Below are 25,375 nucleotides of genomic sequence, written 5' to 3' on the forward strand. Positions count from 1 at the left end.
GCTATGCTCGAGCATGGTGGCAATCTCGATCTCGCCGTGCAGCGTTTCGGCGGGCGTGCGCAGGACTGGATCGACCTCTCGACCGGGATCAATCGGCAGCCCTATCCGGTGAGCGAGATTGAGCCAAGGCATTGGAGCGCGCTGCCCTCCCGATCCGACATCGAGTCCCTCCATCAGGCTGCTCATCAGGCCTATGCCACCAAGGCGCCAATCGTGGCGCTTGGTGGCGCACAAGCGGCCATCCAATTGTTGCCGAATCTTTCATCGTGCGGCAGGGCGCGGATTCTTGCGCCCACCTATAACGAGTACGCAGCAGTTCTTGCGGCCGCAGCCTGGGACGTGGCAGAGGTTTTTGATCTCGAAGGGTTGGTGGGTGCCGATCTCGCCGTGGTCGTCAATCCCAACAATCCAGACGGCCAGCGCCATGATCCGAACGAACTGCTCGCGCTGTTGCCGCGCGTCGGTCGACTCGTGGTCGACGAGAGCTTCGGCGATGCCGTCCCCGACCTGTCGCTGGCACCGGAGGCGAAACGGCCGGGGCTGTTGATCCTGCGCTCGTTCGGAAAATTTTACGGGCTTGCGGGACTACGGCTCGGCTTCGCGCTCGGCAGCGAGGCCGATGTCGCGGCGCTGGCGGCGATGGCAGGCCCATGGCCGATTTCGGGTGCTGCGATTGCGATCGGACGGCGCGCCTTGCTTGATCGCGATTGGACGAAGGCGACCTCCATGCGGCTGGCACACGACGGCGTCCGGCTGGACGCCGAAGTGCGATCGCAGGACTGGCAACTGGTCGGTGGCACGCCGCTGTTCCGGCTCTATGAGGCCGGCGACGCGCGTGCCGCGCAGGAGCGGCTCGCACGGGGCCAGATCTGGTCGCGTGTATTTGGGCAAAGACCGGGATGGCTGCGGCTGGGATTGCCGGGTAACGAGACCGAATGGGCGCGGTTTGCTGCCGCGCTCTCGCGTTGATCACCAACCTCAGCGCGCAAGCGCAAGCAGCCCTTCGACGTCGAGATGGGCGTCGACATGATCGGCTAGCGCGTCGAGTGCGCTCTCCACTCTGGCGCGGTACTGCTGGTCCGTAGCCGGAATGTCCAGTCGTGCGAGAAATGAGCCGCGGAAACCATCGGAAGCAAACAGGCCGTGCAGATAGCTGCCGTACACGCGTCCGTCGCTGGAAACTGCGCCTTCCAGTGCGCCGTCAGATGAGGCAAATGGCCGTGCTCGATCCGGCCCGTCGGTGTGCCCGATGTGAATCTCATAGGCCTCGATCGGCCGGTTCGTCGCGGCGTGAACCGCCGTGACGCGCGTAAGAGTCTTTTGTGGCGTCATCACCGTCGTTACGTCCAGGAGTCCGAGGCCGGGCGTTTCTCCCGCCGGTCCCTCGATACCTTCCGGATCCTGCACACTGCGCCCGAGCATCTGGTAACCGCCGCAGAGTCCGAGCACATGGCCGCCGCGACGATGGTGAGCAAGTAGATCAATGTCCCAGCCCTGGGCGCGCAGGAAGGCGAGGTCGCCACGTGTCGACTTCGAGCCGGGAACGATGACGAGCTTTGCATCGCCAGGGATCGCCTCTCCAGGCCCGACCATCACAAGATCGACGCAGGGTTCGAGCTTCAGCGGATCGAGGTCGTCAAAGTTCGCGATCCGCGAAAGCGCGAGAAAGGCGATTTTGCATTGCGCCGCCTTGCGCGCACCGGCAAGCCCCAGGGCATCTTCGGCCGGAAGCTCGTTGGCGCGGGCGAAGTAGGGCAGGACCCCAAAACCCCGCCAGGATGTGCGGGTTTCGATCAGCCGATAGCCATCGTCAAACAGGGAGGGATCACCGCGAAATTTGTTGATGACAAAACCGCGGATCATGGCGGCATCCTCGGGATCGAGCACGGTCTTGATGCCGACGAGCTGCGCAATGACGCCGCCGCGGTCAATGTCGCCGATCAGCACGACCGGGACCTCGGCCCTCCGGGCAAAGCCCATGTTGGCGATATCAGCGCTCCGCAAATTGACTTCGGCGGGGCTGCCGGCGCCCTCGACCAGAACTAGATCGGCGCGATCCTTCAGCCGGGCGAAACTCTCGAGAACCGGCGCCATCAGCGAGGGTTTCATCGCGGCATATTCGCGTGCGCGCACCGTCGCCACGCGGCGCCCCTGCACGATGATCTGGGCGCCGATATCGGTTTCCGGCTTCAGCAAGACGGGATTCATGTCCGTGTGCGGCTCGACGCCTGCGGCTTGCGCCTGCAATGCCTGTGCGCGTCCGATCTCGCCGCCGTCGATAGTCACGGCCGCGTTGTTTGACATGTTCTGCGGCTTGAAGGGAAGTACCCGATGTCCGCGGCGGGTCGCGGCGCGAGCAAGGGCGGCCACGATGAGCGACTTGCCGACGTCGGAGCCGGCTCCCTGGATCATCAATGCGCGCGCCATGGAATCGGATTCTCGCTTGCTTCGTCAGAACTCGATGCCGGGCTGCGCCTTGATTCCGGATCGGAAGGGATGCTTCACGAGCGTCATCTCCGTGACGAGGTCGGCGGCGTCGATCAATTCCTGCTTGGCATTGCGCCCGGTGAGAACGACGTGCGTCATCGGCGGCTTTGAATTCTTGAGAAATTCAACGATTTCTCCGATCTCCAGATAGTCGTAGCGAAGCGCAATGTTGATCTCGTCGAGAACGACCATGCGCAAGGCGTGATCGGCGGTCAGCTGTTTGGCCTTCTCCCATGCGGCGCGGGCGGCAGCGACGTCGCGGGAGCGGTCCTGGGTTTCCCAGGTAAAGCCTTCACCCATCGCATGGAACTGGCACAGTTCACCAAAATGTCCGGTCAGGAGACGGCGCTCGCCGGTATCCCACGCACCCTTGATGAATTGCACGACAGCGCAGGGAAAGCCATGCGCGACGCACCGCATGATCATGCCGAAGGCCGAGGAAGATTTTCCCTTGCCTGCGCCGGTGTGGACGATGATGAGTCCCTTCTCTCCACTCTTGGTGGCCATCATCCGGTCGCGGGCGGCCTTCTTCTTCGCCATTTTGGCAGCATGGCGGGTATCGAGCGAGGCCTCGGCGACGACAGCTTCCTCCTCAGCGGCATCCGGTTCGGAAATCATCTGCACGTTCCTTTGGCTTGACAAGTTGCACGCTTGAGCAAATGGTGAGGCAGCGTTGGTTCCTGTCCTACGACAGGCGAAGAGGGAATGCGATAGGGCTCTTGCCTCGAAGCTTTAGCCCTGAAAAGCAGCCGCCCCCGCGACCGTGACCGGAGAGATCTCCAAGAACCACTGGCCCGTTTGGGTTGGGAAGGTGGAGATCAAAGGGAAACCTGCTCCGCAAGCCGGGAGACCTGCCAGCGCACAGATTGACCACCGGCGGACGGGGTGTTCCGCGACGGGGAGCGAACCCTCGCGTCTCTGGGTTCGTGTGCCTCATCGCCTCCGTCAAAAATTTTTTGAAGAAGGGGCGATGACCGTTACGTTGCATGTCTGCATCACCTGCTGTGCCGGCCAAACGCTGATGGAAGGCGAAACCGCGCCAGGCGCGCGTCTGCACAGCGCCATCCTCGCGGCTGGCGTGCCGGAAGGCGTCAACGTCGTTCCGGTCGAGTGTCTATCCGCCTGCAGCCAAGGCTGCTCGATTGCACTCTCCGGTCCCCGGCGCTGGTCCTATGTGTACGGCCGCTTGTCAGACGCAAGCGCGCCGGACGTTGTTGCTGGCGCCGCGGCCTATGCGGCGGCGCCCGACGGCATCGTGCCATGGCGCAGCCGGCCGGAGATCTTCCGCAAGCAGTCGCTTGCGCGCATTCCACCCATCGCCGTCGTGCCGGAGGCCGCAGAATGAAAACGCTTGCCAAGATCCCGGTGACCGTTGTCACCGGCTTTCTCGGATCGGGCAAGACGACGCTGATCCAGCACCTGATCACCAACGCGAACGGCAGGAAGCTTGCGGTGCTCGTCAACGAGTTCGGCAGCGAAGGCGTGGATGGAGAGATCCTGAAATCCTGCGCGGACGCCAACTGTCCTGCAGAGAACATCGTAGAGCTCGCCAATGGCTGCATCTGCTGCACAGTCGCCGACGATTTCATTCCCGCCATCGAGCAGTTGCTCTCTCGACGCGTGAAGCCCGACCATATCCTGATCGAGACATCGGGATTGGCATTGCCGAAGCCACTGCTCAAGGCATTCGACTGGCCCGAAATCCGCTCGCGGATCACGGTCGACGGCGTGATCGCGCTAGCGGACGCGGAGGCCGTGGCGGCCGGCCGCTTCGCACCCGATCCTGTCGCGGTCGAAGCCCAGCGTGCGGCCGATGAAAACCTCGACCATGAAACGCCGCTTTCGGAAGTATTCGAGGATCAGATCGCTTGCGCGGACATCGTGCTGCTCACCAAGGCGGACCTTGTCGGCGCGGAAGGACTTGAAGCGGCCAAGGCGGCAATCGCGGCCGAGATGCCGCGTCGCGTGCTGCTGATGCTGCCGGTCGTCGACGGCGCGGTCGATGCCCGTGTGATCCTTGGTCTCGAAGCAGCGGCAGAAGACGATCTCGCCGCGCGCCCCTCGCACCACGACGGCGAGGAAGAGCACGAACACAACGATTTTGCCTCCGTTGTAGTCGAGTTCCCGGAAGTCGCGAATATCGATGCGCTGGTCGCATCGATTCAGCGGCTTGCGCGCGAACAGAACGTGCTGCGCGCCAAGGGATATATTGCGGTTGCGGGCAAGCCGATGCGATTGCTGATGCAATCGGTCGGGGAGCGAGTACGACATCAGTTCGATATGCCCTGGGGCACGCGGCCAAGGCGGTCGAAGCTGGTTCTGATCGGTGAATACGACGATATCGACGAGGCTGCCATCAGGGCGGGACTTGGTGTCTGATGCACGTTGTCTTTCGCGAGAGCCGCGGTCTTGAGGAGACCGCGACGCCCAGGGATCTCGGCCAAGATCCGGCCGACCTTGTGGTGCTCTCGTTTTCGGACAGCGATCTCGCCACGTTCGCTTCCGGCTGGCGGCGGGGCCGCGCCAGTCTGCCGTCGCTCAGGCTCGCGAACTTGGCAGAGCTGCGTCATCCGCTCTCGGTCGACACCTATATCGAGCGCACGCTGTCGCAGGCGCGCGGCATACTGGTGCGCCTGATCGGCGGCGAATCCTACTGGCCATACGGACTGGCCGCCTTGCATCAATTGGCCAAACAGCGCGACATCGCGCTTGCGGTGCTTCCGGCCGATGGTCGCGACGACCCGCGCCTGGATGCGCTCTCGACATTGCCCGGCTCGACGCTCGGACGGCTGAAGGCGTTGTGCGACAAGGGCGGAACAATAGCGGCGCAGGCTGCACTCGCCCAACTCGCGCTGGCGTCGGGCCTCTACGCGGGGCCGGTCGTCGGTGAAATCGAAATTCCCGAGATCGGTTTCTACGATCCGGATCGCGGTGCAATCGTGGTGCTGCCAAATCCTGATCAGCGGCCGCGCGCGCTGGTGACCTTCTATCGTTCTTATCTCACCGCAGCGGATACTGCCCCGATCGACGCGCTGATCACAGCACTGCGGCAAAAGGGTTTTGATGCCTATGGCATATTCATCACTTCTCTGAAGGCTGCCGGTGTGGCGGACTGGATGAGGGGACATTTCGAGCAATGCGCTCCGGCGGCGATCGTCAATGCGACCGCCTTCTCTGCGGTCGCCGACGACGGCACGACGCCTTTCGATGCCGCATCCTGTCCGATATTCCAGGTCGCATTGTCGACAGCCCGGCGCGATGATTGGGCGGAATCGCTTCGCGGGCTCTCGCCAGGTGATCTGGCAATGCACGTGGTGTTGCCTGAGGTTGACGGCCGGCTGTTTGCGGGTGTCGTCAGCTTCAAGTCGCCGGAGCAGAGCGATCCCGATCTGCAATTCGCGCACGTGGCACATAGGGCCGACGACGAACGCGTGTGCGCTGTCGTCGAGCGGGTGGCGGCTTGGCACAGGCTTGCCAACCGCCCGGCAGGCGAGAAACGGCTGGCGATTGTGCTCTCGAACTATCCTGGCCGCCCGCACCAGATCGCGCATGCGGTCGGGCTCGACGCACTCGCTTCGGTCGAAACGCTGCTGTCCGATCTCGGCGCTGCCGGTTTCGACGTGAAAGCTACAGAAGCGCTCGGTGAAACTCTCCTGCAGGAGGCATTGGCCTGGAGCGTTGCCGATTACCGCACGGAGCTGGCCAGGCTGCCGCGCCGGCTGCAGGATGATCTTTCGAGTGCCTGGGGCGCGCCGGAAGATGATCCAGCCTGTCGCGGCGGCGAATTTCGTTTCGCCGCGATCCGGCGCCGCAAGATGACTATCGCCGTCCAGCCGGAACGCGGAGATATCGGCAATCGCGATGCCGAGTATCACGATCTCTCGCGCACGCCGCGCCACGCCTATGTCGCGTTTTATCTCTGGCTTAGGCGCGAGGGGATTGATGCGATTGTCCACATGGGAGCTCACGGAACGCTGGAATGGCTACCTGGCAAGTCCGTCGCGCTGTCGGCCACCTGCTGGCCGGAAGCGTTGATTGGCGATGTGCCGGTGATCTATCCCTTCATCGTCAACGATCCCGGCGAAGCCGCGCAGGCCAAGCGGCGCATCGGCGCCGTCACGATCGGCCATTTGCCGCCGCCGCTGGCGCGGGCCGCTTTGCCCGAAGGCCTGCGCCGGCTCGAGCAACTGCTCGATGAATATTCGACCGCCGATGGTCTCGATCCCGCGCGTCGCCAGCGGCTGATCGCAGCAATCCGCGATGAAGCACGTGCCGCGGGCCTGGAAGGTGATCTCGGCCTTGGCGCGTCGGCTGCGCCGGCTGAGGCCATTCCCCGGATCGATCGCTTCGTCTGCGATCTGAAGGAAAGCCAGTTCGGCGATGGCCTGCATGTGTTCGGCCGCGGGGCTTGCGGCGAGGCGGAGAAGGACGCGCTGCTCGGCGCGCTCTCCGGCAGGCGCGTTCCGCCGGGGCCTGCCGGCTCGCCCTATCGCGGGCGCCGCGATGTGCTGCCCACCGGACGCAATCTGTTCGCCGTCGATCCCCGCGCGGTGCCGACGCCGTCGGCGCATGCGCAAGGGATCAAGCTTGCCGAGGAATTGCTGCGGCGTCACCTGCAGGATCACGGCGACTGGCCGAAGGGGTTGCTGGTTGATCTCTGGGGATCATCGACCATGCGCACCGCAGGTGAGGATTTCGCGATGGCCCTGCATCTTGCAGGTATCGCGCCGCGGTGGGACCATGCTTCGGGGCGGGTGACGGGTTACGACATCATCATGCCGGCGGCGCTCGGCCGCCCGCGTATCGACGTGACGCTTCGCGTGTCAGGGCTGTTTCGCGACGTCTTTTCAGGTCTTGCACAATTGTTTGAGGCGGCAACCGAAGCCCTCTCCGAACGGGACGAGGAGGGCGAGGACAATCCTTACCGTCATTGCGCGGCGCGCGTGTTCGGACCGCGGCCGGGGCAGTATGGCGTCGGTATGGCATCGATGCCGGATGTCCTCACGGAGGAGTCGCGCGAGGCGGCCGGTGAAGCCTGGCTTTCGGCTTCGTCCTGGGCGATCGCGTCCGACGGCACGATGCGGCCTGACCGCGCGGGTATCGAGGCGAGGCTCGTCGCCGCCGATGCCTTCGTCCATGCGCAGGACCTGCCGGAAACGGACCTGCTGTTGGCCGCAGATTATGCCGTGCATGAGGCGGGCGTTGCGGCCGCGGCGGCACGGCTTGGCACGGCCGCCCCATCGCTCTATCACCTTGACGCCACGCGTCCGGATCAGCCGCATGCACGCTCGTTGACCGAGGAAATATCGCGCGTCGTGCGTGCGCGCGCCGCCAATCCGGCATGGATCGCCGGCATGATGCGCCACGGCTTTCGGGGTGCCGCCGAAATAGCCGCAACACTCGAGCACATGGCCGCTTTCGCCCATCTTGCGGACGCCGTGCCGGTGCATCTCTTCGATCTCTATTACGACGCGACGCTCGGCCATGACGACGTTCGTGTGTTCATGGCGCGCGAGAATCCGGCGGCGCTCTCGGCGATCGAAACTTGCTTCACCCGTTTGCATGAAGCGTCGCTCTGGAGAACGCGACGCAATTCGATCGCGGCCGCGCTGCGGGAGGCCTCATGAGCACCGTTGCGATCAAGGGCTGGTGCCCCGGCGCCTTGCGGCCGATGCGGTCAGGCGATGGGCTCGTGGTTCGAATCCGGCCGCATGGTGGCCGGGTCGATGCGAAAGAGGCGGCAGGGATTGCGGCGCTGGCCGCGCGCTACGGCAACGGCCTGATCGATCTGACCAGCCGGGCCAACCTCCAAATCAGGGGTGTCAGCGATGATGGCCATCGGCCTCTGATCGAGGAACTCTCGCGGCTGCACCCGATCGACAAAGATCCGGAATCGGAAGCGCGACGCAACATCCTGGTTACCCCGTTCTGGAGCGCAAGCGATGATACCTGTTCGCTCGCCGCAGAGCTTGAACGGGGGCTTGCGATGGGACCGCCCGACTTGCCGACCAAATTCGGCTTCGCCGTCGATTGCGGGGCAGAGCGCGTGCTGGCCAGTGCCTCAGCCGACATCCGCATCGAGCGCAGCATCGCGGGAGAATTGATCGTGCGTGCTGACGGCGCGGAGCATGGCCGTCCTGTCTCGCGCAGAGAAGCCGTCAAGGTCGCGCTCACGCTTGCCGAATGGTTCGTCAACTCAGGCGGAGCCAGGGGCGGACGAGGGCGGATGGCCGCGCATATCGGGGCTGGCGCAAAACTGCCCGCCACGCTTCGTGGCCACGTCGAACCGGCTCGCATGATCGCGGTGCCGCGTCCGGAACTTCATCCTCAAGGCGCGATGGTCGGCCCGGCTTTCGGGCAGGTAACACATGTCGCGCTCACCTACCTCGCCGGATGCGCGCAAGGATTGCGGATGACGCCATGGCGGATGATATTGCTGGAGGGGTTGCACGAGATGCCCCGCTGCGAGGGCCTCATCACGCAGGCCGATGATCCGATCCTGCGCGTCGTCGCCTGCAGCGGTGCACCCGCCTGCCGTGAAGCGCATGCCGAGACACGTGCACTTGCGGCGGCGCTTGCGCCGCATGTTACCGCGGACAGCAGGCTTCATGTCTCCGGCTGTGCCAAGGGCTGTGCCCATTCGGGGCCTGTCGCTCTCACCCTGGTTGCAACCCGCGAGGGATTTGACCTCGTCCGGGGCGGCTCGGCGCGGGATGCGCCCGCCCTGCGTGGACTGAGTGCCGCCCACATGATCGCCGATCCTTCCGTTCTAACGGCAGCGCGCTGATGCCGCACATCTATGAGACCGATGGTGCGGCGATCTACCGTCAATCCTTCGCCACCATCCGTGCCGAGGCGGACCTTGGGCGCTTTTCGGCCGACGAGGAGGCGGTGGTCGTCCGCATGATCCATGCGGCGGGCATGGTGGGCCTCGAATCCTACATCCGCTTTACGCCCGGCATGGCGCGTAGCGCGCGGACCGCGCTACAGAACGGCGCGCCTATCCTCTGCGACGCGCGCATGGTGTCGGAGGGAATCACGCGCGCGCGCCTGCCGGAAGGTAACGCCATCATCTGCACGCTCGGCGATCCCGCTGTTCCCTCGCTCGCGCAATCCATGCGCAATACGCGCTCAGCCGCGGCGCTTGAACTGTGGCGGCCGCATCTGGATGGCGCGATCGTCGCCATCGGCAATGCTCCGACCGCGTTGTTTCACCTGCTCAACATGCTGGAGGATCGCAACTGCCCAAAGCCGGCGGCGATCATTGGCTGTCCGGTCGGCTTTGTCGGCGCGGCTGAAGCCAAGGCGGCATTGATGATGGATCCGCCCGCGCCGGCGCTGACGGTCGAGGGACGCCTTGGCGGCTCGGCGATTACGGTCGCCGCCGTGAATGCGCTGGCAAGCCGGAGCGAATAGCCATGGGGCGTATCATCTGCTGCGGCCTCGGGCCGGGCAATCCGGACTTGATGAGTGTGCGCGCAGATCGCGAGGTCCGTGCGGCCAAGCATGTTGCCTATTTCCGAAAGAAGGGACGCCCTGGCCAGGCCCGGCGTATCGTCGAGGGTATGCTGGCGAAGGATGTCTACGAATATCCAATGGAATATCCGGTCACCACGGAGATCGCCTTCGATAATCCGGAATATGTTCGCCTCCTTGCCGGCTTTTATGACGAGTGGGCGGAGCGTCTTGCGCGGCTCGCCCGTGCAGTGGATATCGTCGTGCTCTGCGAGGGCGATCCCTATTTCTATGGTTCCTTCATGCACCTGCACGCGCGTCTGCAGGGTCGAGTTGAGATCGAGGTGATCGCAGGCATTCCCGGCATGGCCGGCTGCTGGAATTCGGTCGGCCTGCCGATCGCCCTTGGCGACGATGTGATGACGGTGCTGATGGGCACGCTGCCGGAAAACGAGCTCGAACGGCGCGTGCGCAATTCCGACGCGCTCGTCATCATGAAGACCGGGCGCAACCTGAAGAAGGTGCGCCGCGCGCTGGCGGCCGCCGGCCGCCTTGGTGAGGCATGGCTGATCGAACGCGGCACCATGCCGGGCGAGCGCGTCGCGCGGCTGAACGAAGTGGACGAGACCGAGTGTCCTTATTTCGCGATCGTGCTCGTGCATGGGCAGGGGCGACGGATGGAGGCAGCGGAATGACCGGCACATTGACCATCGCGGGACTTGGGCCGGGCGACGAGGCGCTGGTCACGCCGGAAGTCTCCGCTGCGCTCGCTATGGCGACCGACATACTCGGCTATGTGCCCTATGTTGCGCGCGTAACCCCTCGCGAGGGGCTTACGCTGCATCCGTCGGACAATCGCATGGAGCTGCAGCGCGCAGGCGATGCCTTGCGGCTGGCATCGGAAGGACGCCACGTCGTCATGGTTTCCGCCGGCGATCCCGGCGTGTTCGCGATGGCTTCCGCCGTGTTCGAAGCACTCGAGGCCTCGCCGCAATGGCAAGGGCTTCCAATCCGCGTTCTGCCCGGCGTGACCGCAATGCTGGCAGCGGCCGCGTGCGCCGGTGCGCCGCTCGGCCACGACTTTTGCGCGATCAATCTCTCCGACAATCTGAAGCCGTGGCCGATGATCGAGAAGCGCCTGCGGCTTGCCGCCGAAGCCGACTTCGCGATCGCGATGTACAATCCGCGTTCGGCGAGCCGGCCCGAGGGTTTTGGACGCGCACTTTCGGTTCTGAAGGAGGCAGGTTGCGGCGAACGCCTCGTGATCTTCGCGCACGCTGTCAGCACGCCTGAGGAGCGAATTGAAACGCTGATGTTGCACGAGGCGCAGCCGGAGATGGCCGACATGAAAACGCTTGTCATCGTCGGCAATTCCGCGACACGCCGCGTCGGTCGCTGGGTCTATGCGCCGAGGCATGCCCGATGACCGAGCCATTGCATGACCTCGGCTACGTCTTCCGCCCGCAGCCTGTCGGGCAATTCGGGTCGCGTGAGCATAATGACGGGAAGGCCGAGTTGGCGCGCAGCGTCGATTTTGGCATGCGCGCCCGTTCCCCCGGAATTGCGGGCAACGATCCATTCGATACCGCGCGCGCACATCATCTCCAATTCGCCGGCGAGCGTGAATGGTCCACGCGATACGATGACATCGGCATCCGGAAACGGCAGCGGCCCATCGGGAGGATCGACAAATCTCAAAGTGTAGGCGTGCTGCGGCTTGGTGCCGAAGGCTGCGATGTGCTGCCGGCCGATCGCAAGAAACACCCGCGCGCGATTCTGTGGCAACGCCGCCACAGCGGAGGTGATACCAGCGACCTCGACCCAATGGTCGCCGGCCGCTTTTGCCCAGGCGGCGCGCTCGAGCGCGATAAGCGGTGTTCCGGTTGCCTCGCACGCCGCAACCGCGTTGCGGCTCATCTCGGCCGCAAAGGGATGAGTCGCGTCGACGACATGCGAGATTCCTTTTCGACAAATGTATTCGGCAAGGCCGCTCGCGCCGCCGAAGCCACCGATGCGGGTCGGCAGCGGCTGGTGCGCAGGGGCGCGGGTGCGGCCCCCGTAGGAATAGATCGCGTCGAGCCCCGCGCATGCCGCAGCGTTCGCGAGCAGATTGGCATCGCTCGTCCCGCCCAGAATGAGGGCGCGTATCATGGGTAATCCCTGGCTGACCATTATCGGCATTGGCGAAGATGGCCTTGCCGGCCTCTCCGAAGCAAGCCGAAAGGCGCTTGGGGACGCCGAGATGGTCTTTGGCGGCCAACGGCATCTCGCGCTGGCAGGCGTTACCGACCACGGCCGTCCCTGGCCGGTACCGTTCGATACGGACTGCGTGCTGGCTTGTCGCGGCCGTCCGACGGCGGTGCTCGCCTCGGGCGATCCGTTCTGGTACGGCGTCGGAACCAGTCTCGCGCAGAAACTGCCTGCTGGCGAATGGATCGCCCATTCCGCACCGTCAACATTCTCGCTGGCGGCGGCGCGGCTCGGCTGGCGCCTTGAGACCGTAACCTGCCTTGGGTTTCATGCAGCGCCATTTGAATGCCTGGTGCCGCATCTGGCACGCGAAGCGCGCATCATATGTCTCGTGCGCGACGGCAAGGCGGCCGGCGATCTGGCTGAATGGTTGACGGCGCGCGGCTGGGGCGAATCACGGTTGTGGACTCTCACTGCGCTGGGCGGCCCGCGCGAATCCGTGACGCCACATCGCGCCGACAGCTATACGGCCGATCCGGGTGCGGGCCTGGTGGCCATCGCCTTGGAGGCCAGCGGATCGGACGGCCTGTCGCGCAGCTCTGGCCTCCCCGACACGCTGTTCGTGCATGAAGGCCAGATCACCAAGCGGCCGATACGCGCGCTCGCACTGTCCGCGCTCGGGCCGAAGCCGGGCGAGAGGCTGTGGGACATCGGCGCCGGCTCAGGCTCGATCTCGGTGGAATGGGCCTTGTGTGGTGGGACGGCGATTGCAGTAGAAGCGCGGGCCGATCGCGCAGCGAATATCCGCAGCAATACGGCGGCCTTCGGTCTGACACATCGGATCAGGGTCGTCGAGGGGACCGCGCCTGATATCCTCTCAGGCCTTGAGAGGCCGCAGGCCGCCTTCATGGGTGGAGGGCTCGACGCCGCGATGTTCGATGCCGTCTGGTCGCTCATTGGGCCGGGAACGCGGATAGTTGCGCATGCCGTGACGCTTGAGACGGAGGCGCTGCTCTCGGACTTGCACCAACGCCACGGCGGCGAGTTGATGCGGGTCGAGATTGCGCATGCGGGTGGCCTCGGCCGCTATCGTTCCTGGGAAGCGGCGCGGCCGGTCGTGCAATGGAGTGTCGTGAGGTGAAGATCGCAGGTTTGGGATTCAAGCGTGACGTCACACTTGCTGCGCTGCGCGAAGCGCTCGCCGCCGCGGGAGGTCCTGACGGTATTGCGGCGGTCGCAACTGTCAGCAACAAGGCCGAAACGGCCGCGCTCAAATTGCTGGCACGTGAACTCAACGTGCCGATCAGACCTGTTCCAGTCGATGTGCTGGCCGGCATTGCCACGTCCACACAGTCCGAATTCATCAAGGTGAAGTTTGGCACGGGTTCCCTGGCCGAAGCCGCGGCGCTGGCTGTGGCAGGCCGTGGAGCGCGCCTGATTTCGATGCGGACGGTTTCGCAGGATCGGACTGCGACCGCAGCGATCGCGGAAGGAGACGGTGAATGACGGTGCACTTCATCGGCGCCGGGCCGGGCGCAGCCGACCTACTCACCTTGCGCGGACGCGATCTTATCGCCGCCTGTCCCGTCTGCCTCTATGCCGGTTCGCTTGTGCCCGAGGGCGTTCTTGCGTACTGCCCAGAGGGAGCGCGGATCGTGAATACCGCTCCGCTGTCACTCGACGACATCATGTCGGAGATCGTCACCGCGCATCGTGAGGGCAAGAACATCGCAAGGCTGCATTCCGGAGATCTCTCGATCTGGTCGGCGATGGGCGAGCAATTGCGCCGCCTTCGCGCGCTGCAAATTCCCTATTCAATCACGCCGGGCGTGCCGGCCTTTTCCGCCGCCGCAGCGGCTCTCGAGGCTGAACTCACGCTGCCGGGTCTTGCGCAGTCCGTCGTGCTGACGCGAACGCCGGGCAGGGCAAGCGCGATGCCCGAAGGCGAAAGGCTCGCTGCCTTCGCCGCGACCGGTGCGGTGCTCGCCATCCATCTCTCGATCCATCTGCTTCCCAAGGTGATTGATGAGCTCACGCCGCATTACGGACCGGACTGCCCGGTAGCGATCGTCTGGCGCGCGAGCTGGCCGGACCAGCGCATTATTCGCGCAACGCTGGGTACCCTCAATGCGGCGGTTGGCACCGAGCTCGAGCGCACCGCGCTCATCCTGGTTGGCCGGACGTTAGGTACGGAGGAGTTTAGCGAGAGTCGTCTCTATGCCGCCGACTATGACCGCCGCTATCGGCCCCTCGGGCCGACGCCGCGCTTTCCGCAGGCATCGTGATGGCGGCGAGCCTCGTCATCTCCGCGCCGGCATCCGGTGTTGGCAAGACGACGCTGACGCTGGCGCTGGCGCGCGCCTATCGCGATCGCGGGCAGAAGGTCCAGTGCTTCAAGAGCGGACCGGACTACATCGATCCCGCCTTTCATGCGGCCGCCACGGGGCGCGCCTCGGTCAATATCGACAGCTGGGCCATGCGTCGCGAGGCGATCGAAGCGCTCGCCTCGCGCGCGGCGGATGCGGACATCGTTCTGGCTGAAGGTTCGATGGGCCTGTTCGATGGCGTTGCCGCGCGGGGCGTCTCGGGCATCGGTGCCACCGCCGATATTGCCGAGATGATGGGCTGGCCGGTCCTGCTCATGATCGATCCTTCCGGACAGGCGCAAACCGCCGCGGCTGTGGTTGCGGGACTGCGCGATTTCCGTGCCGGTGTGCGTCTTGCGGGCGTCGTTCTCAACCGTGTCGCCAGCGCCCGGCACGAAGACCTTGTGCGTCGCGCACTGGCGGCCACAGGCATTGCTGTGTTCGGCGCATTACCGCGCCACGCCGCGATCGCCTTGCCGAAGCGGCACCTTGGCCTGGTGCAGGCCGAGGAGCAGGCAGAGGTAGGCGGCCTGATCGCCGAAGCCGCGCGCTTCGTCACCGAGCATGTCGATCTCGACGCAGTGCTACAATCGGCATGCGCCTGGTCACCGCAGCTCGCCGCGCGCAGTGAAAACGTCAAGCCACCCGGCCAGCGCATCGCGCTGGCGCGCGACGCCGCATTTTCGTTCGTCTATCCACACATGCTCGAGGCCTGGCGCGCCGCCGGTGCCGAGATCTCAACCTTCTCGCCGCTCGGCGACGAAGGTCCCGACGTCGGGGCCGACGTTTGCTGGCTGCCGGGCGGCTATCCGGAATTGCATGCCGGCCGGCTGGCGGCCAACACGCGATTTCGCCGCGCGCTAAAGTCCTTTGCCGAGACGCGGCCGGTGCATGGCGAGTGCGGCGGCTATATGGTGCTGGGCACCGCCTTGACCGACGCCAACGACGCACGCCACGAGATGACGGGATTGCTCGGACTGGAGACCAGTTTTGCCCAGCGCCGCATGCATCTGGGCTACCGGCTCGCGGAGCTCACTGAGCCGATGCCCGGGCATGGGCGGGGCGCACGGCTTCGCGGCCACGAATTTCACTACTCCACGATTGTCTCGCAGCCCGATACACCCTTGGCCGTCGTGCGCGACGCGACCGGCGCGGTCGTTGCGGAAACCGGCTCGCGGCGCGGTTTCGTCACCGGTACGTTCTTCCACCTTATTGCGGAGGATACGTGAGCAGCCTTGTTTCCTTTGTCTCGGCCGGTCCCGGCGATCCTGAGCTACTAACGCTCAAGGCGGCCGCGTGTCTGCGCGCCGCCGACGTCGTGTTGTATGACGACCTTGCCTCGGGCGCGATCCTCGATCACGCCCGCCCCGGGGCCAATCTGGTGGCGGTTGGCAAGCGGGCGGGCCGGCCTTCGGCCAAACAGGAGCATGTCAACCGGCTGCTGATCGACTACGCGGCCGCGGGTGCCCGCGTGGTCCGCTTGAAATCGGGAGACGCCGGCATCTTCGGGCGACTTGAAGAGGAGATCGAGGCGCTGCGCGCGGCGGGCATCGGCTACGAGATCATTCCCGGTGTCACCTCGGCCTGCGTTGCGGCAGCGCACGCCGGCATTCCGCTTACCCGACGGCACACCTCTCGCCGCGTCCAGTTCGTGACCGGAGCTGATGTCGCCGGACAGTTGCCTGCAAATCTCAATTGGGCAGCGCTCACCGATCCGGAATCGACGACCGTGGTCTATATGGGCAAGCGCACATTCCCGGCCCTCGCGGCGAAGCTGATTGAGCACGGCATGGCCCCCGACACAGCGGCGCTGTTTGCCGAGTCTCTCGGCCATGCCGAACAACGGCTTGTCCGCACGACGATCGCGAAGCTCGCCGAGCAGCTCGCGCAAGCCGGCCCTGCAACGACGGCGGCCGTCATTCTTTTCGGCGCGCTGGCGGGAGAGTATCCGTGATGCCGTCGTCCGCCCTCGCGAGCCACTTGACGCCGCCTCATCGGAAGGGGCACACAGAACAGGCATGGTGCTCGAACCGGCGCAAAGCGCCGGAGTATAATCGGGAATGGGGTAGGGCGGACCCAATTGCGGCGCCTGAAGCCCCGGCCGCCCCCGCGACTGTAAGCGGCGAGGGACTCCGATCCGCCACTGGGCCGTCAAGCCCGGGAAGGCTGGAGGTCCGTTTCGAACCGCGAGCCAGGAGACCGGCCCTGGAGTTTTTGACGCCAACGCCGTCGGGTGTGACGGCAGGAGGGATGTAAATCATGCATATCGAACCGGAAATCGTTACAGGCGCCAAGCTCGTGCTGAGTTACGCGACCGGGGCAGCCGCCGCCGGCTGCGCCCTCAAGCTCGCGGCCGAAACAGTGCGCGAGCAGGGGATCGTTTCATTGGCGGTGCGCACCGTCGCAACAACGGTCCTGGTCTTCTCGTTTTTCGAGTTGCTGCCGCATTTCCGGGTCGGGGTCTCGGAGGTGCATTTCATTCTCGGCTCGACGCTGTTCCTGCTTTTCGGCGCGGCGCCGGCCGCGTTCGGGCTGGCGCTCGGTCTCTTGTTTCAGGGGCTGTTCTTTGTGCCAACGGATCTGCCGCAATACGGCATGAACGTGACCACGCTGTTGGTGCCGCTATTTGCGATCCGAGCGCTTGCCGAGCGCATCATTCCCCGCAACACCGCCTATGTTGACCTGCAGTATCGCCAGGCATTCGCGCTTTCGACCGCCTATCAATCCGGCATTGTGGCATGGGTCGCCTTCTGGGCTGTCTACGGCGCTGGTTTTGCGGCCGAGAACCTTACCGCCATCGCGTCCTTTGCCGCGTCCTATGCGCTCGTCATCGTGATCGAGCCGCTGGCCGATTTGGCCGTGCTGGCGCTGGCGAAGTCGATGCGGGGCATCACCGCAGACGGTCTTGTTACCTATCGCCTGCACAACGCGGCCTAGAGATGACGTGGGGGGCGGTCGCAAGTCGCGGCCACCCCTTGCGCGCGACAAGATGCAAACGCTCTTCCTGATAGGCATTGGTTGCGGCGATCCCGAGCAGCTTACGCTTGCCGCGATCCGTGCGATCAACGCAGCTGACCTCGTCCTGATTCCGCGCAAAGGCACGGCGAAATCCGATCTCGCCGACCTGCGCCGAACCATTTGCGAGCGAGTTCTCACCAACGGTCGCACGCGCGTCGCCGAGTTCGATCTGCCCGTGCGTGACGCCGGGCAGGAGGACTACCACAAGGGCGTGGACGAATGGCACGACGCCGTCGCCGCAAGCTGGTCGCGCGAAATTGCGGACCATCTCGGTAGTGACGGGCGCGTTGCTCTGCTGATCTGGGGCGATCCTTCGCTATACGACTCCAGCCTGCGGATCGCTCGCAGGCTCGATCCGTTGCCGACGATCGAGGTGGTGCCAGGCATCACGTCAATCCAGGCGCTTTGCGCTGCGCACTCGTTGCCGCTGAACGACATCGGCGAACCTTTTCTGGTGACAACAGGGCGGCGGCTGCGCGAAGGCGGCTGGCCGCACGGCACGGACACCGTGGTCGTCATGCTCGATGGCGGCGCGGCGTTCCAGTCGCTCGACCCGGGAGGACTGCACATCTGGTGGGGCGCCTATCTCGGCATGCCCGACCAGATCACCATGTCAGGTGAGCTGGCCGAGGAGGGCCCACGCATCGTCGCCGCGCGGCGGCAGGCGCGCGAAAGGCATGGCTGGATCATGGACAGTTACATCCTCAAGCGCCGGTCATAGCGCGCTCGGGCGAGAGCCCGTCCGTATCGTTAACGCCAGCATCAGAGGCAGAACAGCATGCTACCCGAGTGGGTCTATCAAGAGTGCCCGGGCATCTCGACCGCCCATCGCGATGCGGCGCTGGCCCGTCAGGCTCAACTCACCAAGCCGGCCGGCGCGCTCGGCCGGCTCGAGCAAGTGGCGACCGAACTCGCCGGCCTGCAACAAACGGAGCGGCCTCAGGCCGAGCGCGTGCCGATCATCGTCTTTGCAGGCGACCACGGTATCGTCGCCCAGGGGGTATCGGCCTATCCTCAGGAAGTAACGATCGCGATGATGTCGAATTTCGCGTCGGGCGGCGCAGCGATCTCCGTCCTTGCGGGCGAGCTGGGCTCAAGTCTCGAGATCGTCGATGCTGGAACGCTCGCCGAACAACCGATCCCGGGCGTCGTGACTGACAAGCCGCGCCGGGGCACCAGGGACTTCAGCAAGGAAGCGGCGCTTGAGTTGGTGGAGGTCGCCTTCGCCGTCGACTGCGGCAAGCGCGCGGTCGCACGCGCCGCCGCAACAGAGCCTGATCTTCTGATCGTTGGCGACATGGGCATCGGCAATACCACGACTTCGGCGGCCATCGCCGCGGCCTTGCTTGGCGTGAGCGCCGCACAGATGACCGGCAGCGGGACCGGCATCGATGCAGCCGGTCGTGCGCGGAAGGCGCACTTGATTGACGCAGCGCTGGATTGTCATGGTCTCACGAGACCACCTGCTTCTCCCGAACACATCCTATGTGCGGTCGGCGGTCTCGAAACTGCTGCGATTACGGGCGCGATCATCGCCGCCGCACAGCGTCGCCTCCCGATCCTGATCGACGGTTTCATCGTGTCCGTCGCGGCATTGACGGCGGTGCATCTTAATCCGTCGTGTCGGCCCTTTCTCTTATCCTCGCATCAATCGGCCGAGCAGGGGCACCGCCTGGTTCTTGAGGCCCTGAATGTGCAGCCGTTGTTCAATCTGGACCTCAGGTTAGGGGAGGGATCGGGCGCCGCGCTCGCATTGCCGATCCTGCGGCTTGCATGCGCTCTGCACAATGGCATGGCGACCTTCGCGCAAGCCAGCGTTCCGAATCGCTCATAACGCGACATTCTGATTGACCGACACAATCCGCCAATCGTTCCGTAGCCGATCAATTCGGGTGATCGACAGCGGATCGATAACAAAGCGCAACGCTGCTTGCGGTGCGATGTCGAGGGCTACGCAGAGCGCGGCGCGAATAGTGCCGGAATGCACGACGAGCGTTGCTGGACCAGCAGCTATTTTACGTAGTCCATCCCGAACCCTCGCAATTTGATCTTCGAAGCTCTCGCCGCCGGGTGGGCTTGAACGAGCGGGATCCTTCCAGAACTCGGCGTACCCTTCTTCTCCGAAAGCGGCGAGATCGTCGTGACGTCGGCCGGTCCAATCCCCGAAGTCCTGCTCCCGAAACTCAGGCACCGGGATTGGATCAAGCTCAAATGCGCGCGCGGTATCGAGAGTTCGTTGAGACGGACTCGCATAGCTTGCGGCGTCCCGCGGCAAGCGCCTTCGCACGGCTTCCAAATGCGCCCGATCGCTGAGATCGGCCGGAGCGCCCGAAGGGGAGATCGTTCCTTCGATAGAATCGACGACCGCATGCCGGACCAACCAAAGAAAGGCTTCCCCTTCCATCCCATATCTCCGAGATGCTTATCAATGCGAGAAACATCTTGAATATTCGCCCGCGGACGCTTTACCGCGACCAAGGATTAATATCACAGCCGGAGCAAAATGCCTATCTCAACACCTCCCGGCGCCGCCGCCGTGCAAGGAAGGCGCGTTGTAGCCTCGCGTCACGCTAGTTTCTCATGACAGCGCTCGTGCCCTCTCTCGTTAATGCGACGGCGATGGGCGCCCGCGCTGAAGTAGCAACTCGTTGCGAGCGTGGCGGTCGTCCACTCGACCATGCCGACGCCGCTGGTGCCCCGATCCCTACGCCATGTTCAGGAGAACGCGGAAGCTACGCTGTCCGCGGAGGAGGACAGCTCATGATCGCATCCTGGGAGTAGTTCTAAGCTTCGGATTCTTGGTTGCCATCGGCCCCTGTTCTGGAATCGACATCGCCCGGCTCGCGAATGCGTCGGCATCGAGCTAACTGAGCTCCCGAATGTCTCGAACGATCGCCGGGGGATCCTGCGCGTCGTCGCGGGCGCGCCAAGCTGTCCGGCGCAGAGACCTGCTTTGCAGGCTTACGGCTCAATCGGCGGCGACCTATTGCGATACCACTGGCTGACATGATCAGGCCAACAGCGAGAATAACTATAAGCTGGTGCGATGTGTAGCAGCGTCGCTCCTCCCACGCTGACTTCCCGCTCGGCCGCCGAAAGGGGCAACTGAGCTCGTCGAGAGACGACCATCGTCATTCGATGCTCCGTGGTGGCGTGTTCGGCGTGTCCGGTTGAATACGCGTATGTCCAGAAACCGACGCCGAGGCGCAAGTATTCCGTCGCCGCGGCGCGAAGCACATGGTTTTCACTCTTAAAGCAACGCTCGTACAACGTGCTTGGTGGCACGTCGATTGCTGGGACACGGTAAAAGATCCGCACGACCATGCCGCTCTCCCAGCCATTGGCGCAGGAGGTGCGACATCTGACTGTTCTCGACAATCTGTAGTCATCCCGCGCGTCTCGCCGGACGCATCGCGACGTGCGATCTGATCTGGGTCGAGTGGTGGGAGGCGAATGAGATAGCTGATCGAAATGCGCTGCTTCAGTAACGAGCCAAAGAAGAAATTGATGTGACGCGGCCGCAGCTGTCATCGCGGCTTGGCCTGCTTCTTGCTACCCGATCGTCGGCAAGTCGTCGATAACAGATCTCGGGAAGAATTTATGGGCGGGGCAGCGGAAACGTTTTACGGCGTCATCAGACGTCAGGGTATCACGCGTCGCAGTTTCCACAAATTCTGCAGTTTGACGGCAACGAGCCTCGGGCTCGGTCCGCTCGCGGCAAGCCAGATTGCCAACGCGCTGGAGACAAAGCCGCGTGTGCCCGTGATCTGGATGCACGGGCTCGAATGCACCTGCTGTTCGGAAAGCTTTATCCGCTCGGCCCATCCGCTGGTCAAAGACGTGGTGCTGTCGATGATCTCGCTGGATTATGACGCCCTGATCATGGCGGCGGCAGGACACCAGGCCGAAGCCATCCTCGAGGAGATCCGCGCCAAGTACAAGGGCGAGTATGTGCTTGCCGTTGAAGGCAATTCGCCGCTGAACGAAGGCGGCATGTTCTGCATTGATGGCGGCAAGCCGTTCGTCGAAAAGCTCAGGGCGATGGCGGAAGATTCCATGGCGATCATCGCTTGGGGAACTTGTGCGTCCTGGGGTTGCGTGCAGGCGGCCAAGCCCAACCCGACTGGGGCGACGCCGATCGATAAAGTGATCACGAACAAACCGATCATCAAGGTGCCCGGCTGCCCGCCCATCGCAGAGGTCATGACCGCCTTGGTGACCTTCATCACGACGTTCGGAAAGCTTCCCGAGCTCGACCGCCAAGGACGTCCAAAGATGTTCTATTCCCAGCGCATCCACGACAAGTGCTACAGGCGTCCCCATTTCGACGCCGGCCAGTTTGTCGAAGGGTGGGACGACGAGTCCGCGCGCAAGGGCTATTGCCTCTACAAAATGGGCTGCAAGGGGCCGACCACCTACAACGCCTGCTCGACCGTTCGGTGGAACGGCGGCGTTTCCTTCCCGATCCAATCCGGCCACGGCTGTTTCGGCTGCTCCGAAGACGGCTTCTGGGACAAGGGCTCATTTTACGATCGACTGACGACCATCAGGCAATTCGGCATCGAGGCCAACGCCGATCAGATCGGCATGGCCGCTGCCGGCGCGGTCGGCCTAGCCGTTGCCGCGCACGCGGCGGTCACGGCCGCGAAGCGGCTGACCCGTAAACCGGGCCGCGTAGCTCAGGAACAATAATCGAATTCAGAAGGACAACGATGGGCGCCCAGACACCCAATGGGTTCAAACTCGACCATTCCGGCAAACGCATCGTCATCGATCCGCTGACGCGGGTCGAAGGCCACCTCCGCGTGGAGGTCAATCTCGATTCCGACAATGTGATCCGCAACGCGGTCTCATCCGGAACTATGTGGCGCGGCATCGAGACGATCCTGCGTGGACGCGATCCTCGCGATGCCTGGGCGTTCACCGAGCGGATTTGCGGCGTCTGCACCGGCACACATGCGCTCACCTCGGTGCGCGCGGTGGAGAATGCGCTGGGCATCACCATTCCAGAGAATGCTAATTCGATCCGCAACATCATGCAGCTCTGCCTGCAGGTGCATGATCATCTTGTGCACTTCTATCACCTGCACGCGTTGGATTGGGTCGACGTGATTTCCGCCCTCAAGGCCGATCCCAAGGCGACCTCTGCGTTGGCGCAATCGGTCTCGTCCTGGCCTCTATCATCGCCAGGCTATTTCAAGCATCTGCAGATCAGGCTCACCAAGTTCGTTGAATCAGGACAGCTCGGCCCTTTTAAGAATGCCTATTGGGGGCATCCGGCCTATAAGCTTCCGCCGGAAGCGAACCTGATGGCCTTGGCGCATTATCTGGAAGCGCTCGACTTCCAGAAGGACGTCGTCAAGATCCACGCCATCTATGGCGGCAAGAACCCGCATCCGAATTGGCTGGTCGGTGGCGTGGCCTGTGCCATCAATGTCGATGGTACCGGTGCAGTGGGCGCCATCAATATGGAGCGGCTGAACCTCGTATCCTCGATCATTTGCCGTTCGATCGAATTCGTCGAGCAGGTTTATCTGCCCGACGTTGCCGTGATTGGCTCCTTCTACAAAGACTGGCTCTATGGCGGCGGTCTCTCGGCTAAGAGCATAATGTCCTATGGCGACATTCCCGAGAACGCCAATGATTATTCCGCGAAAAACCTCAAGCAGCCGCGCGGCGTGATCCTCAATGGCAATTTCAGCGAAGTCCTGCCAATCGATCACGGCGATCCCGAGCAGATCCAGGAGTTCGTCGCTCATTCCTGGTACAAATATCCTGATGAAACCAGGGGGCTGCATCCCTGGGATGGTATCACCGAGCCGAATTTCCAGCTCGGGCCCAACGTCAAGGGCACCAGGACCGACATCAAGGAGCTCGACGAAGGCGGCAAATATTCCTGGATCAAGGCGCCGCGCTGGCGCGGCAACTCCGTCGAGGTGGGACCGCTGGCGCGATACATCATAGGTTACGTGCAAGGCAAAGCGGAGTTCAAGGAACCGACCGAGAAGCTGCTGAAGACGCTCGATCTGCCCTTCGCTGCACTCTTCTCGACGCTCGGCCGCACTGCGGCGCGTGCGCTCGAATGCCAATGGGCCGCGCACCAGATGCGCTATTTCCAGGACAAGCTTATGGCGCATATCAAAACGGGTGACACCGCTACCGCCAACGTCGATAAATGGAAGCCGGAGAGCTGGCCGAAGGAAGCCAAGGGCTACGGTTTCACTGAGGCGCCGCGTGGTGCGCTGGGGCACTGGATCAAGATCAAGGAGACCAAGATCGACAACTACCAGTGCGTCGTGCCGACGACATGGAACGGCTCGCCGCGTGATCCAAACGGCAATATCGGTGCATTTGAGGCCTCGTTGATGGATACGCCGATCGCTGATCCGGAGAAGCCGCTGGAAATCCTGCGCACGATCCATTCCTTTGATCCATGCCTGGCCTGCTCGACCCATGTGATGGGGCCGGATGGCCAGGAAATGGCAACGGTCAAGGTCCGCTAGGGGAGGCGGCATTGCTGGACAAATCTCCGCAAGCGCTAACCGCCGCTGTCGCGGCCGACGCGGTACGCTCCGGCCTCAGCGCCGAGCGTGGCGTCGTCTACGTCTACGAGGCGCCGGTGCGGCTGTGGCATTGGATCAACGCTGCGGCAATCCTGGTGTTGGGCCTCACCGGTTATTTCATCGGCAGTGCGATACCGACCATGCCGGGAGAGACAAGCGACAATTTCCTGTTCGGCTATATCCGCTTTGCGCATTTTTCCGCAGGCTATGTGCTCACGCTCGGCTTCCTCTTCCGCATTTACTGGGCGTTCATGGGCAACGCCCATGCTAAGCAGATTTTCTATGTGCCGCTCTGGCGCAAGAGCTATTGGCGCGAGGTGTGGCACGAGATTCGCTGGTACGCTTTCGTTGCGGCCGAGCCGAAGAAATATGTCGCGCACAATCCGCTGGCCCAGCTCGCTATGTTCTTCATGTTTACGCTGGCGATCGCGTTCATGATCGTCAGCGGCTTTGCGCTGTACGCGCAGGGCACCGGCAACGACAGCTGGCAGTACAAGCTGTTCGGCTGGGTGTTTTCGATTTGGCCGAACAGCCAGGACGTCCACACCTGGCATCATCTCGGCCTGTGGATGATCGTGACGTTTGCGCTCATCCACATCTATACGGCGGTTCGGGAAGACATCGTGTCGCGCCAGAGCATCGTCTCCTCGATCATTTCTGGCGAGCGCGAATTCCGCGATTGATGGACGATGCAGATGCCAACTCCGGAGAATACGAAACGGATCCTGGTGCTCGGCATCGGCAATATCCTGTGGGCCGATGAGGGGTTCGGCGTGCGGGTGGTGGAGCAGTTCCACCGCCGCTACGACGTCCCTGACAATGTCACCATGCTCGATGGCGGCACGCAGGGGCTCTACCTCGTCAATTTTCTCGAGGAGGCCGATTGCCTGATCGCGTTCGATGCCATCGATTATGGACTCGCGCCCGGGCACTTGAAGCTCGTGCGAGACGAGGAGGTGCCGAAATTCACCGGCGCCAAGAAGGTGAGCCTGCATCAGACCGGTTTCCAGGAGGTCTTAAGTGCGGCCGACCTGCTTGGCCGCTGCCCGCGAGAGCTCGCTCTAATCGGCTGTCAGCCACTTGATCTGGAGGATTGGGGCGGGCCGCTGACCGCTCCGGTGCGCACTCAGATTGCGCCTGCGATCGAACTGGCTTGCGAACTGCTGGCGCAGTGGGGTTCTCCGGCAAAACTGCGGACCGCGCCGCTACCGGAGTCGGAGCGTCTGCTCGCGAACGACATCGACCATGCAAAGTATGAGAGGAGGGCGCGGCCGATCTAGCGGCTCGCCGATTACC

General features: G+C 63.7%; 24 protein-coding genes and 2 riboswitches. Of the genes, 20 read left to right on the forward strand and 4 right to left on the reverse strand.

All coding sequences use genetic code 11. The features are described 5' to 3' along the window. The first annotated feature begins 3 nt into the window (after positions 1-3). Complete coding sequence (cobD, locus tag RX328_RS08030; protein ID WP_213253905.1) at positions 4-969, forward strand: threonine-phosphate decarboxylase CobD; 966 nt, start codon at positions 4-6, stop codon at positions 967-969. Between the two features lie 9 nt (positions 970-978). Here the strand turns inward: cobD and RX328_RS08035 are convergent, their stop codons facing one another. Further along, positions 979-2,427, reverse strand: a complete 1,449-nt coding sequence (locus tag RX328_RS08035) for a cobyric acid synthase (protein WP_213253904.1) — start codon at positions 2,425-2,427, stop codon at positions 979-981. Positions 2,428-2,451: 24 nt separating this feature from the next. After that, positions 2,452-3,105, reverse strand: coding sequence for a cob(I)yrinic acid a,c-diamide adenosyltransferase (gene cobO / locus RX328_RS08040; RefSeq protein WP_213253903.1), 654 nt, complete (start codon positions 3,103-3,105; stop codon positions 2,452-2,454). 39 nt (positions 3,106-3,144) lie between these two features. Next, positions 3,145-3,361, forward strand: a riboswitch (cobalamin riboswitch). Between the two features lie 96 nt (positions 3,362-3,457). Here cobO and RX328_RS08045 point away from each other — a divergent pair. The 7 genes from RX328_RS08045 to cobJ are packed head-to-tail and all read left to right on the forward strand — an operon-like array spanning position 3,458 to position 11,368. Further along, on the forward strand, positions 3,458-3,832 hold the full coding sequence (locus RX328_RS08045; RefSeq protein ID WP_213253902.1) for a DUF1636 family protein: 375 nt from the start codon (positions 3,458-3,460) through the stop codon (positions 3,830-3,832). Further along, a complete protein-coding gene (cobW, locus tag RX328_RS08050; protein ID WP_213253901.1) occupies positions 3,829-4,866 on the forward strand; it encodes a cobalamin biosynthesis protein CobW in 1,038 nt (345 codons plus the stop codon). Before RX328_RS08045 ends, cobW begins: the two co-directional genes overlap by 4 nt. After that, a complete protein-coding gene (cobN, locus tag RX328_RS08055) occupies positions 4,866-8,114 on the forward strand; it encodes a cobaltochelatase subunit CobN (RefSeq protein WP_213253900.1) in 3,249 nt (1,082 codons plus the stop codon). Before cobW ends, cobN begins: the two co-directional genes overlap by 1 nt. Then, positions 8,111-9,274, forward strand: coding sequence for a precorrin-3B synthase (gene cobG, locus RX328_RS08060; RefSeq protein ID WP_213253899.1), 1,164 nt, complete (start codon positions 8,111-8,113; stop codon positions 9,272-9,274). The genes cobN and cobG overlap by 4 nt, the downstream gene beginning before the upstream one ends. After that, the gene (locus tag RX328_RS08065) at positions 9,274-9,903 is read left to right on the forward strand and encodes a precorrin-8X methylmutase (protein ID WP_213253898.1); all 630 of its coding nucleotides are present in this window, start codon (positions 9,274-9,276) and stop codon (positions 9,901-9,903) included. The genes cobG and RX328_RS08065 overlap by 1 nt, the downstream gene beginning before the upstream one ends. Before the next feature lie 2 nt (positions 9,904-9,905). After that, complete coding sequence (locus tag RX328_RS08070) at positions 9,906-10,637, forward strand: precorrin-2 C(20)-methyltransferase (RefSeq protein ID WP_057902158.1); 732 nt, start codon at positions 9,906-9,908, stop codon at positions 10,635-10,637. Beyond that, complete coding sequence (gene cobJ / locus RX328_RS08075; protein ID WP_213253897.1) at positions 10,634-11,368, forward strand: precorrin-3B C(17)-methyltransferase; 735 nt, start codon at positions 10,634-10,636, stop codon at positions 11,366-11,368. Before RX328_RS08070 ends, cobJ begins: the two co-directional genes overlap by 4 nt. Here the strand turns inward: cobJ and RX328_RS08080 are convergent. Further along, the gene (locus tag RX328_RS08080) at positions 11,344-12,093 is read right to left on the reverse strand and encodes a cobalt-precorrin-6A reductase (RefSeq protein ID WP_057902160.1); all 750 of its coding nucleotides are present in this window, start codon (positions 12,091-12,093) and stop codon (positions 11,344-11,346) included. The two genes, cobJ and RX328_RS08080, sit on opposite strands and share 25 nt — an antisense overlap. Between RX328_RS08080 and cbiE the strand changes: the two genes are divergently transcribed. From cbiE to cobT, 8 genes are all read left to right on the forward strand, one after another. Further along, the gene (cbiE, locus tag RX328_RS08085) at positions 12,092-13,273 is read left to right on the forward strand and encodes a precorrin-6y C5,15-methyltransferase (decarboxylating) subunit CbiE (protein WP_213253896.1); all 1,182 of its coding nucleotides are present in this window, start codon (positions 12,092-12,094) and stop codon (positions 13,271-13,273) included. The genes RX328_RS08080 and cbiE overlap by 2 nt on opposite strands. Beyond that, complete coding sequence (locus RX328_RS08090; RefSeq protein WP_057854126.1) at positions 13,270-13,638, forward strand: cobalamin biosynthesis protein; 369 nt, start codon at positions 13,270-13,272, stop codon at positions 13,636-13,638. The genes cbiE and RX328_RS08090 overlap by 4 nt, the downstream gene beginning before the upstream one ends. Continuing rightward, entirely contained in the window at positions 13,635-14,417 is a 783-nt protein-coding gene (cobM, locus tag RX328_RS08095) for a precorrin-4 C(11)-methyltransferase (protein WP_057854125.1), read from the forward strand. The genes RX328_RS08090 and cobM overlap by 4 nt, the downstream gene beginning before the upstream one ends. Further along, complete coding sequence (locus tag RX328_RS08100; protein ID WP_213253895.1) at positions 14,417-15,727, forward strand: cobyrinate a,c-diamide synthase; 1,311 nt, start codon at positions 14,417-14,419, stop codon at positions 15,725-15,727. The genes cobM and RX328_RS08100 overlap by 1 nt, the downstream gene beginning before the upstream one ends. After that, positions 15,724-16,452 carry a uroporphyrinogen-III C-methyltransferase gene (gene cobA, locus RX328_RS08105; RefSeq protein ID WP_213253894.1) on the forward strand — a complete coding sequence of 243 codons (729 nt, stop codon included), beginning with the start codon at positions 15,724-15,726 and terminating at the stop codon, positions 16,450-16,452. The genes RX328_RS08100 and cobA overlap by 4 nt, the downstream gene beginning before the upstream one ends. Before the next feature lie 48 nt (positions 16,453-16,500). Next, positions 16,501-16,721: riboswitch (cobalamin riboswitch) on the forward strand. Positions 16,722-16,757: 36 nt separating this feature from the next. Then, positions 16,758-17,435 (forward strand): energy-coupling factor ABC transporter permease, encoded by a 678-nt coding sequence (locus RX328_RS08110; protein ID WP_213253893.1) that lies wholly within the window; start codon positions 16,758-16,760, stop codon positions 17,433-17,435. Between the two features lie 52 nt (positions 17,436-17,487). Further along, the gene (gene cobF, locus RX328_RS08115; RefSeq protein WP_213253892.1) at positions 17,488-18,237 is read left to right on the forward strand and encodes a precorrin-6A synthase (deacetylating); all 750 of its coding nucleotides are present in this window, start codon (positions 17,488-17,490) and stop codon (positions 18,235-18,237) included. Positions 18,238-18,294: 57 nt separating this feature from the next. Further along, on the forward strand, positions 18,295-19,350 hold the full coding sequence (gene cobT, locus RX328_RS08120) for a nicotinate-nucleotide--dimethylbenzimidazole phosphoribosyltransferase (protein ID WP_213253891.1): 1,056 nt from the start codon (positions 18,295-18,297) through the stop codon (positions 19,348-19,350). Here the strand turns inward: cobT and RX328_RS08125 are convergent. Beyond that, on the reverse strand, positions 19,345-19,920 hold the full coding sequence (locus RX328_RS08125; RefSeq protein WP_213253890.1) for a histidine phosphatase family protein: 576 nt from the start codon (positions 19,918-19,920) through the stop codon (positions 19,345-19,347). The two genes, cobT and RX328_RS08125, sit on opposite strands and share 6 nt — an antisense overlap. 1,196 nt (positions 19,921-21,116) lie before the next feature. On the opposite strand from RX328_RS08125, the gene RX328_RS08130 reads away from it, so the two are divergent. The 4 genes from RX328_RS08130 to RX328_RS08145 are packed head-to-tail and all read left to right on the forward strand — an operon-like array spanning position 21,117 to position 25,359. After that, positions 21,117-22,208 (forward strand): hydrogenase small subunit, encoded by a 1,092-nt coding sequence (locus RX328_RS08130; protein WP_213253889.1) that lies wholly within the window; start codon positions 21,117-21,119, stop codon positions 22,206-22,208. A 20-nt stretch (positions 22,209-22,228) separates the two neighbouring features. Continuing rightward, on the forward strand, positions 22,229-24,019 hold the full coding sequence (locus RX328_RS08135; protein WP_057854118.1) for a nickel-dependent hydrogenase large subunit: 1,791 nt from the start codon (positions 22,229-22,231) through the stop codon (positions 24,017-24,019). Between the two features lie 11 nt (positions 24,020-24,030). Further along, the gene (cybH, locus tag RX328_RS08140; RefSeq protein ID WP_249726889.1) at positions 24,031-24,762 is read left to right on the forward strand and encodes a Ni/Fe-hydrogenase, b-type cytochrome subunit; all 732 of its coding nucleotides are present in this window, start codon (positions 24,031-24,033) and stop codon (positions 24,760-24,762) included. A 12-nt stretch (positions 24,763-24,774) separates the two neighbouring features. Further along, positions 24,775-25,359, forward strand: coding sequence for a HyaD/HybD family hydrogenase maturation endopeptidase (locus tag RX328_RS08145; RefSeq protein WP_057854150.1), 585 nt, complete (start codon positions 24,775-24,777; stop codon positions 25,357-25,359). Positions 25,360-25,375 lie beyond the last annotated feature (16 nt).

The organism is Bradyrhizobium sp. sBnM-33 (assembly GCF_032917945.1).
Classification (GTDB): domain Bacteria; phylum Pseudomonadota; class Alphaproteobacteria; order Rhizobiales; family Xanthobacteraceae; genus Bradyrhizobium.

Coding starts and splice junctions, on each gene's coding strand:
- cobD (WP_213253905.1), top strand. CDS start 4: ATGCTCGAGCATGGTGGCAATCTCGATCTCGCCGTGCAGCGTTTCGGC.
- RX328_RS08035 (WP_213253904.1), bottom strand. CDS start 2,427: ATGGCGCGCGCATTGATGATCCAGGGAGCCGGCTCCGACGTCGGCAAG.
- cobO (WP_213253903.1), bottom strand. CDS start 3,105: ATGATTTCCGAACCGGATGCCGCTGAGGAGGAAGCTGTCGTCGCCGAG.
- RX328_RS08045 (WP_213253902.1), top strand. CDS start 3,458: ATGACCGTTACGTTGCATGTCTGCATCACCTGCTGTGCCGGCCAAACG.
- cobW (WP_213253901.1), top strand. CDS start 3,829: ATGAAAACGCTTGCCAAGATCCCGGTGACCGTTGTCACCGGCTTTCTC.
- cobN (WP_213253900.1), top strand. CDS start 4,866: ATGCACGTTGTCTTTCGCGAGAGCCGCGGTCTTGAGGAGACCGCGACG.
- cobG (WP_213253899.1), top strand. CDS start 8,111: ATGAGCACCGTTGCGATCAAGGGCTGGTGCCCCGGCGCCTTGCGGCCG.
- RX328_RS08065 (WP_213253898.1), top strand. CDS start 9,274: ATGCCGCACATCTATGAGACCGATGGTGCGGCGATCTACCGTCAATCC.
- RX328_RS08070 (WP_057902158.1), top strand. CDS start 9,906: ATGGGGCGTATCATCTGCTGCGGCCTCGGGCCGGGCAATCCGGACTTG.
- cobJ (WP_213253897.1), top strand. CDS start 10,634: ATGACCGGCACATTGACCATCGCGGGACTTGGGCCGGGCGACGAGGCG.
- cbiE (WP_213253896.1), top strand. CDS start 12,092: ATGGGTAATCCCTGGCTGACCATTATCGGCATTGGCGAAGATGGCCTT.
- RX328_RS08080 (WP_057902160.1), bottom strand. CDS start 12,093: ATGATACGCGCCCTCATTCTGGGCGGGACGAGCGATGCCAATCTGCTC.
- cobM (WP_057854125.1), top strand. CDS start 13,635: ATGACGGTGCACTTCATCGGCGCCGGGCCGGGCGCAGCCGACCTACTC.
- RX328_RS08100 (WP_213253895.1), top strand. CDS start 14,417: ATGGCGGCGAGCCTCGTCATCTCCGCGCCGGCATCCGGTGTTGGCAAG.
- RX328_RS08110 (WP_213253893.1), top strand. CDS start 16,758: ATGCATATCGAACCGGAAATCGTTACAGGCGCCAAGCTCGTGCTGAGT.
- cobF (WP_213253892.1), top strand. CDS start 17,488: ATGCAAACGCTCTTCCTGATAGGCATTGGTTGCGGCGATCCCGAGCAG.
- cobT (WP_213253891.1), top strand. CDS start 18,295: ATGCTACCCGAGTGGGTCTATCAAGAGTGCCCGGGCATCTCGACCGCC.
- RX328_RS08125 (WP_213253890.1), bottom strand. CDS start 19,920: ATGGAAGGGGAAGCCTTTCTTTGGTTGGTCCGGCATGCGGTCGTCGAT.
- RX328_RS08130 (WP_213253889.1), top strand. CDS start 21,117: ATGGGCGGGGCAGCGGAAACGTTTTACGGCGTCATCAGACGTCAGGGT.
- RX328_RS08135 (WP_057854118.1), top strand. CDS start 22,229: ATGGGCGCCCAGACACCCAATGGGTTCAAACTCGACCATTCCGGCAAA.
- RX328_RS08145 (WP_057854150.1), top strand. CDS start 24,775: ATGCCAACTCCGGAGAATACGAAACGGATCCTGGTGCTCGGCATCGGC.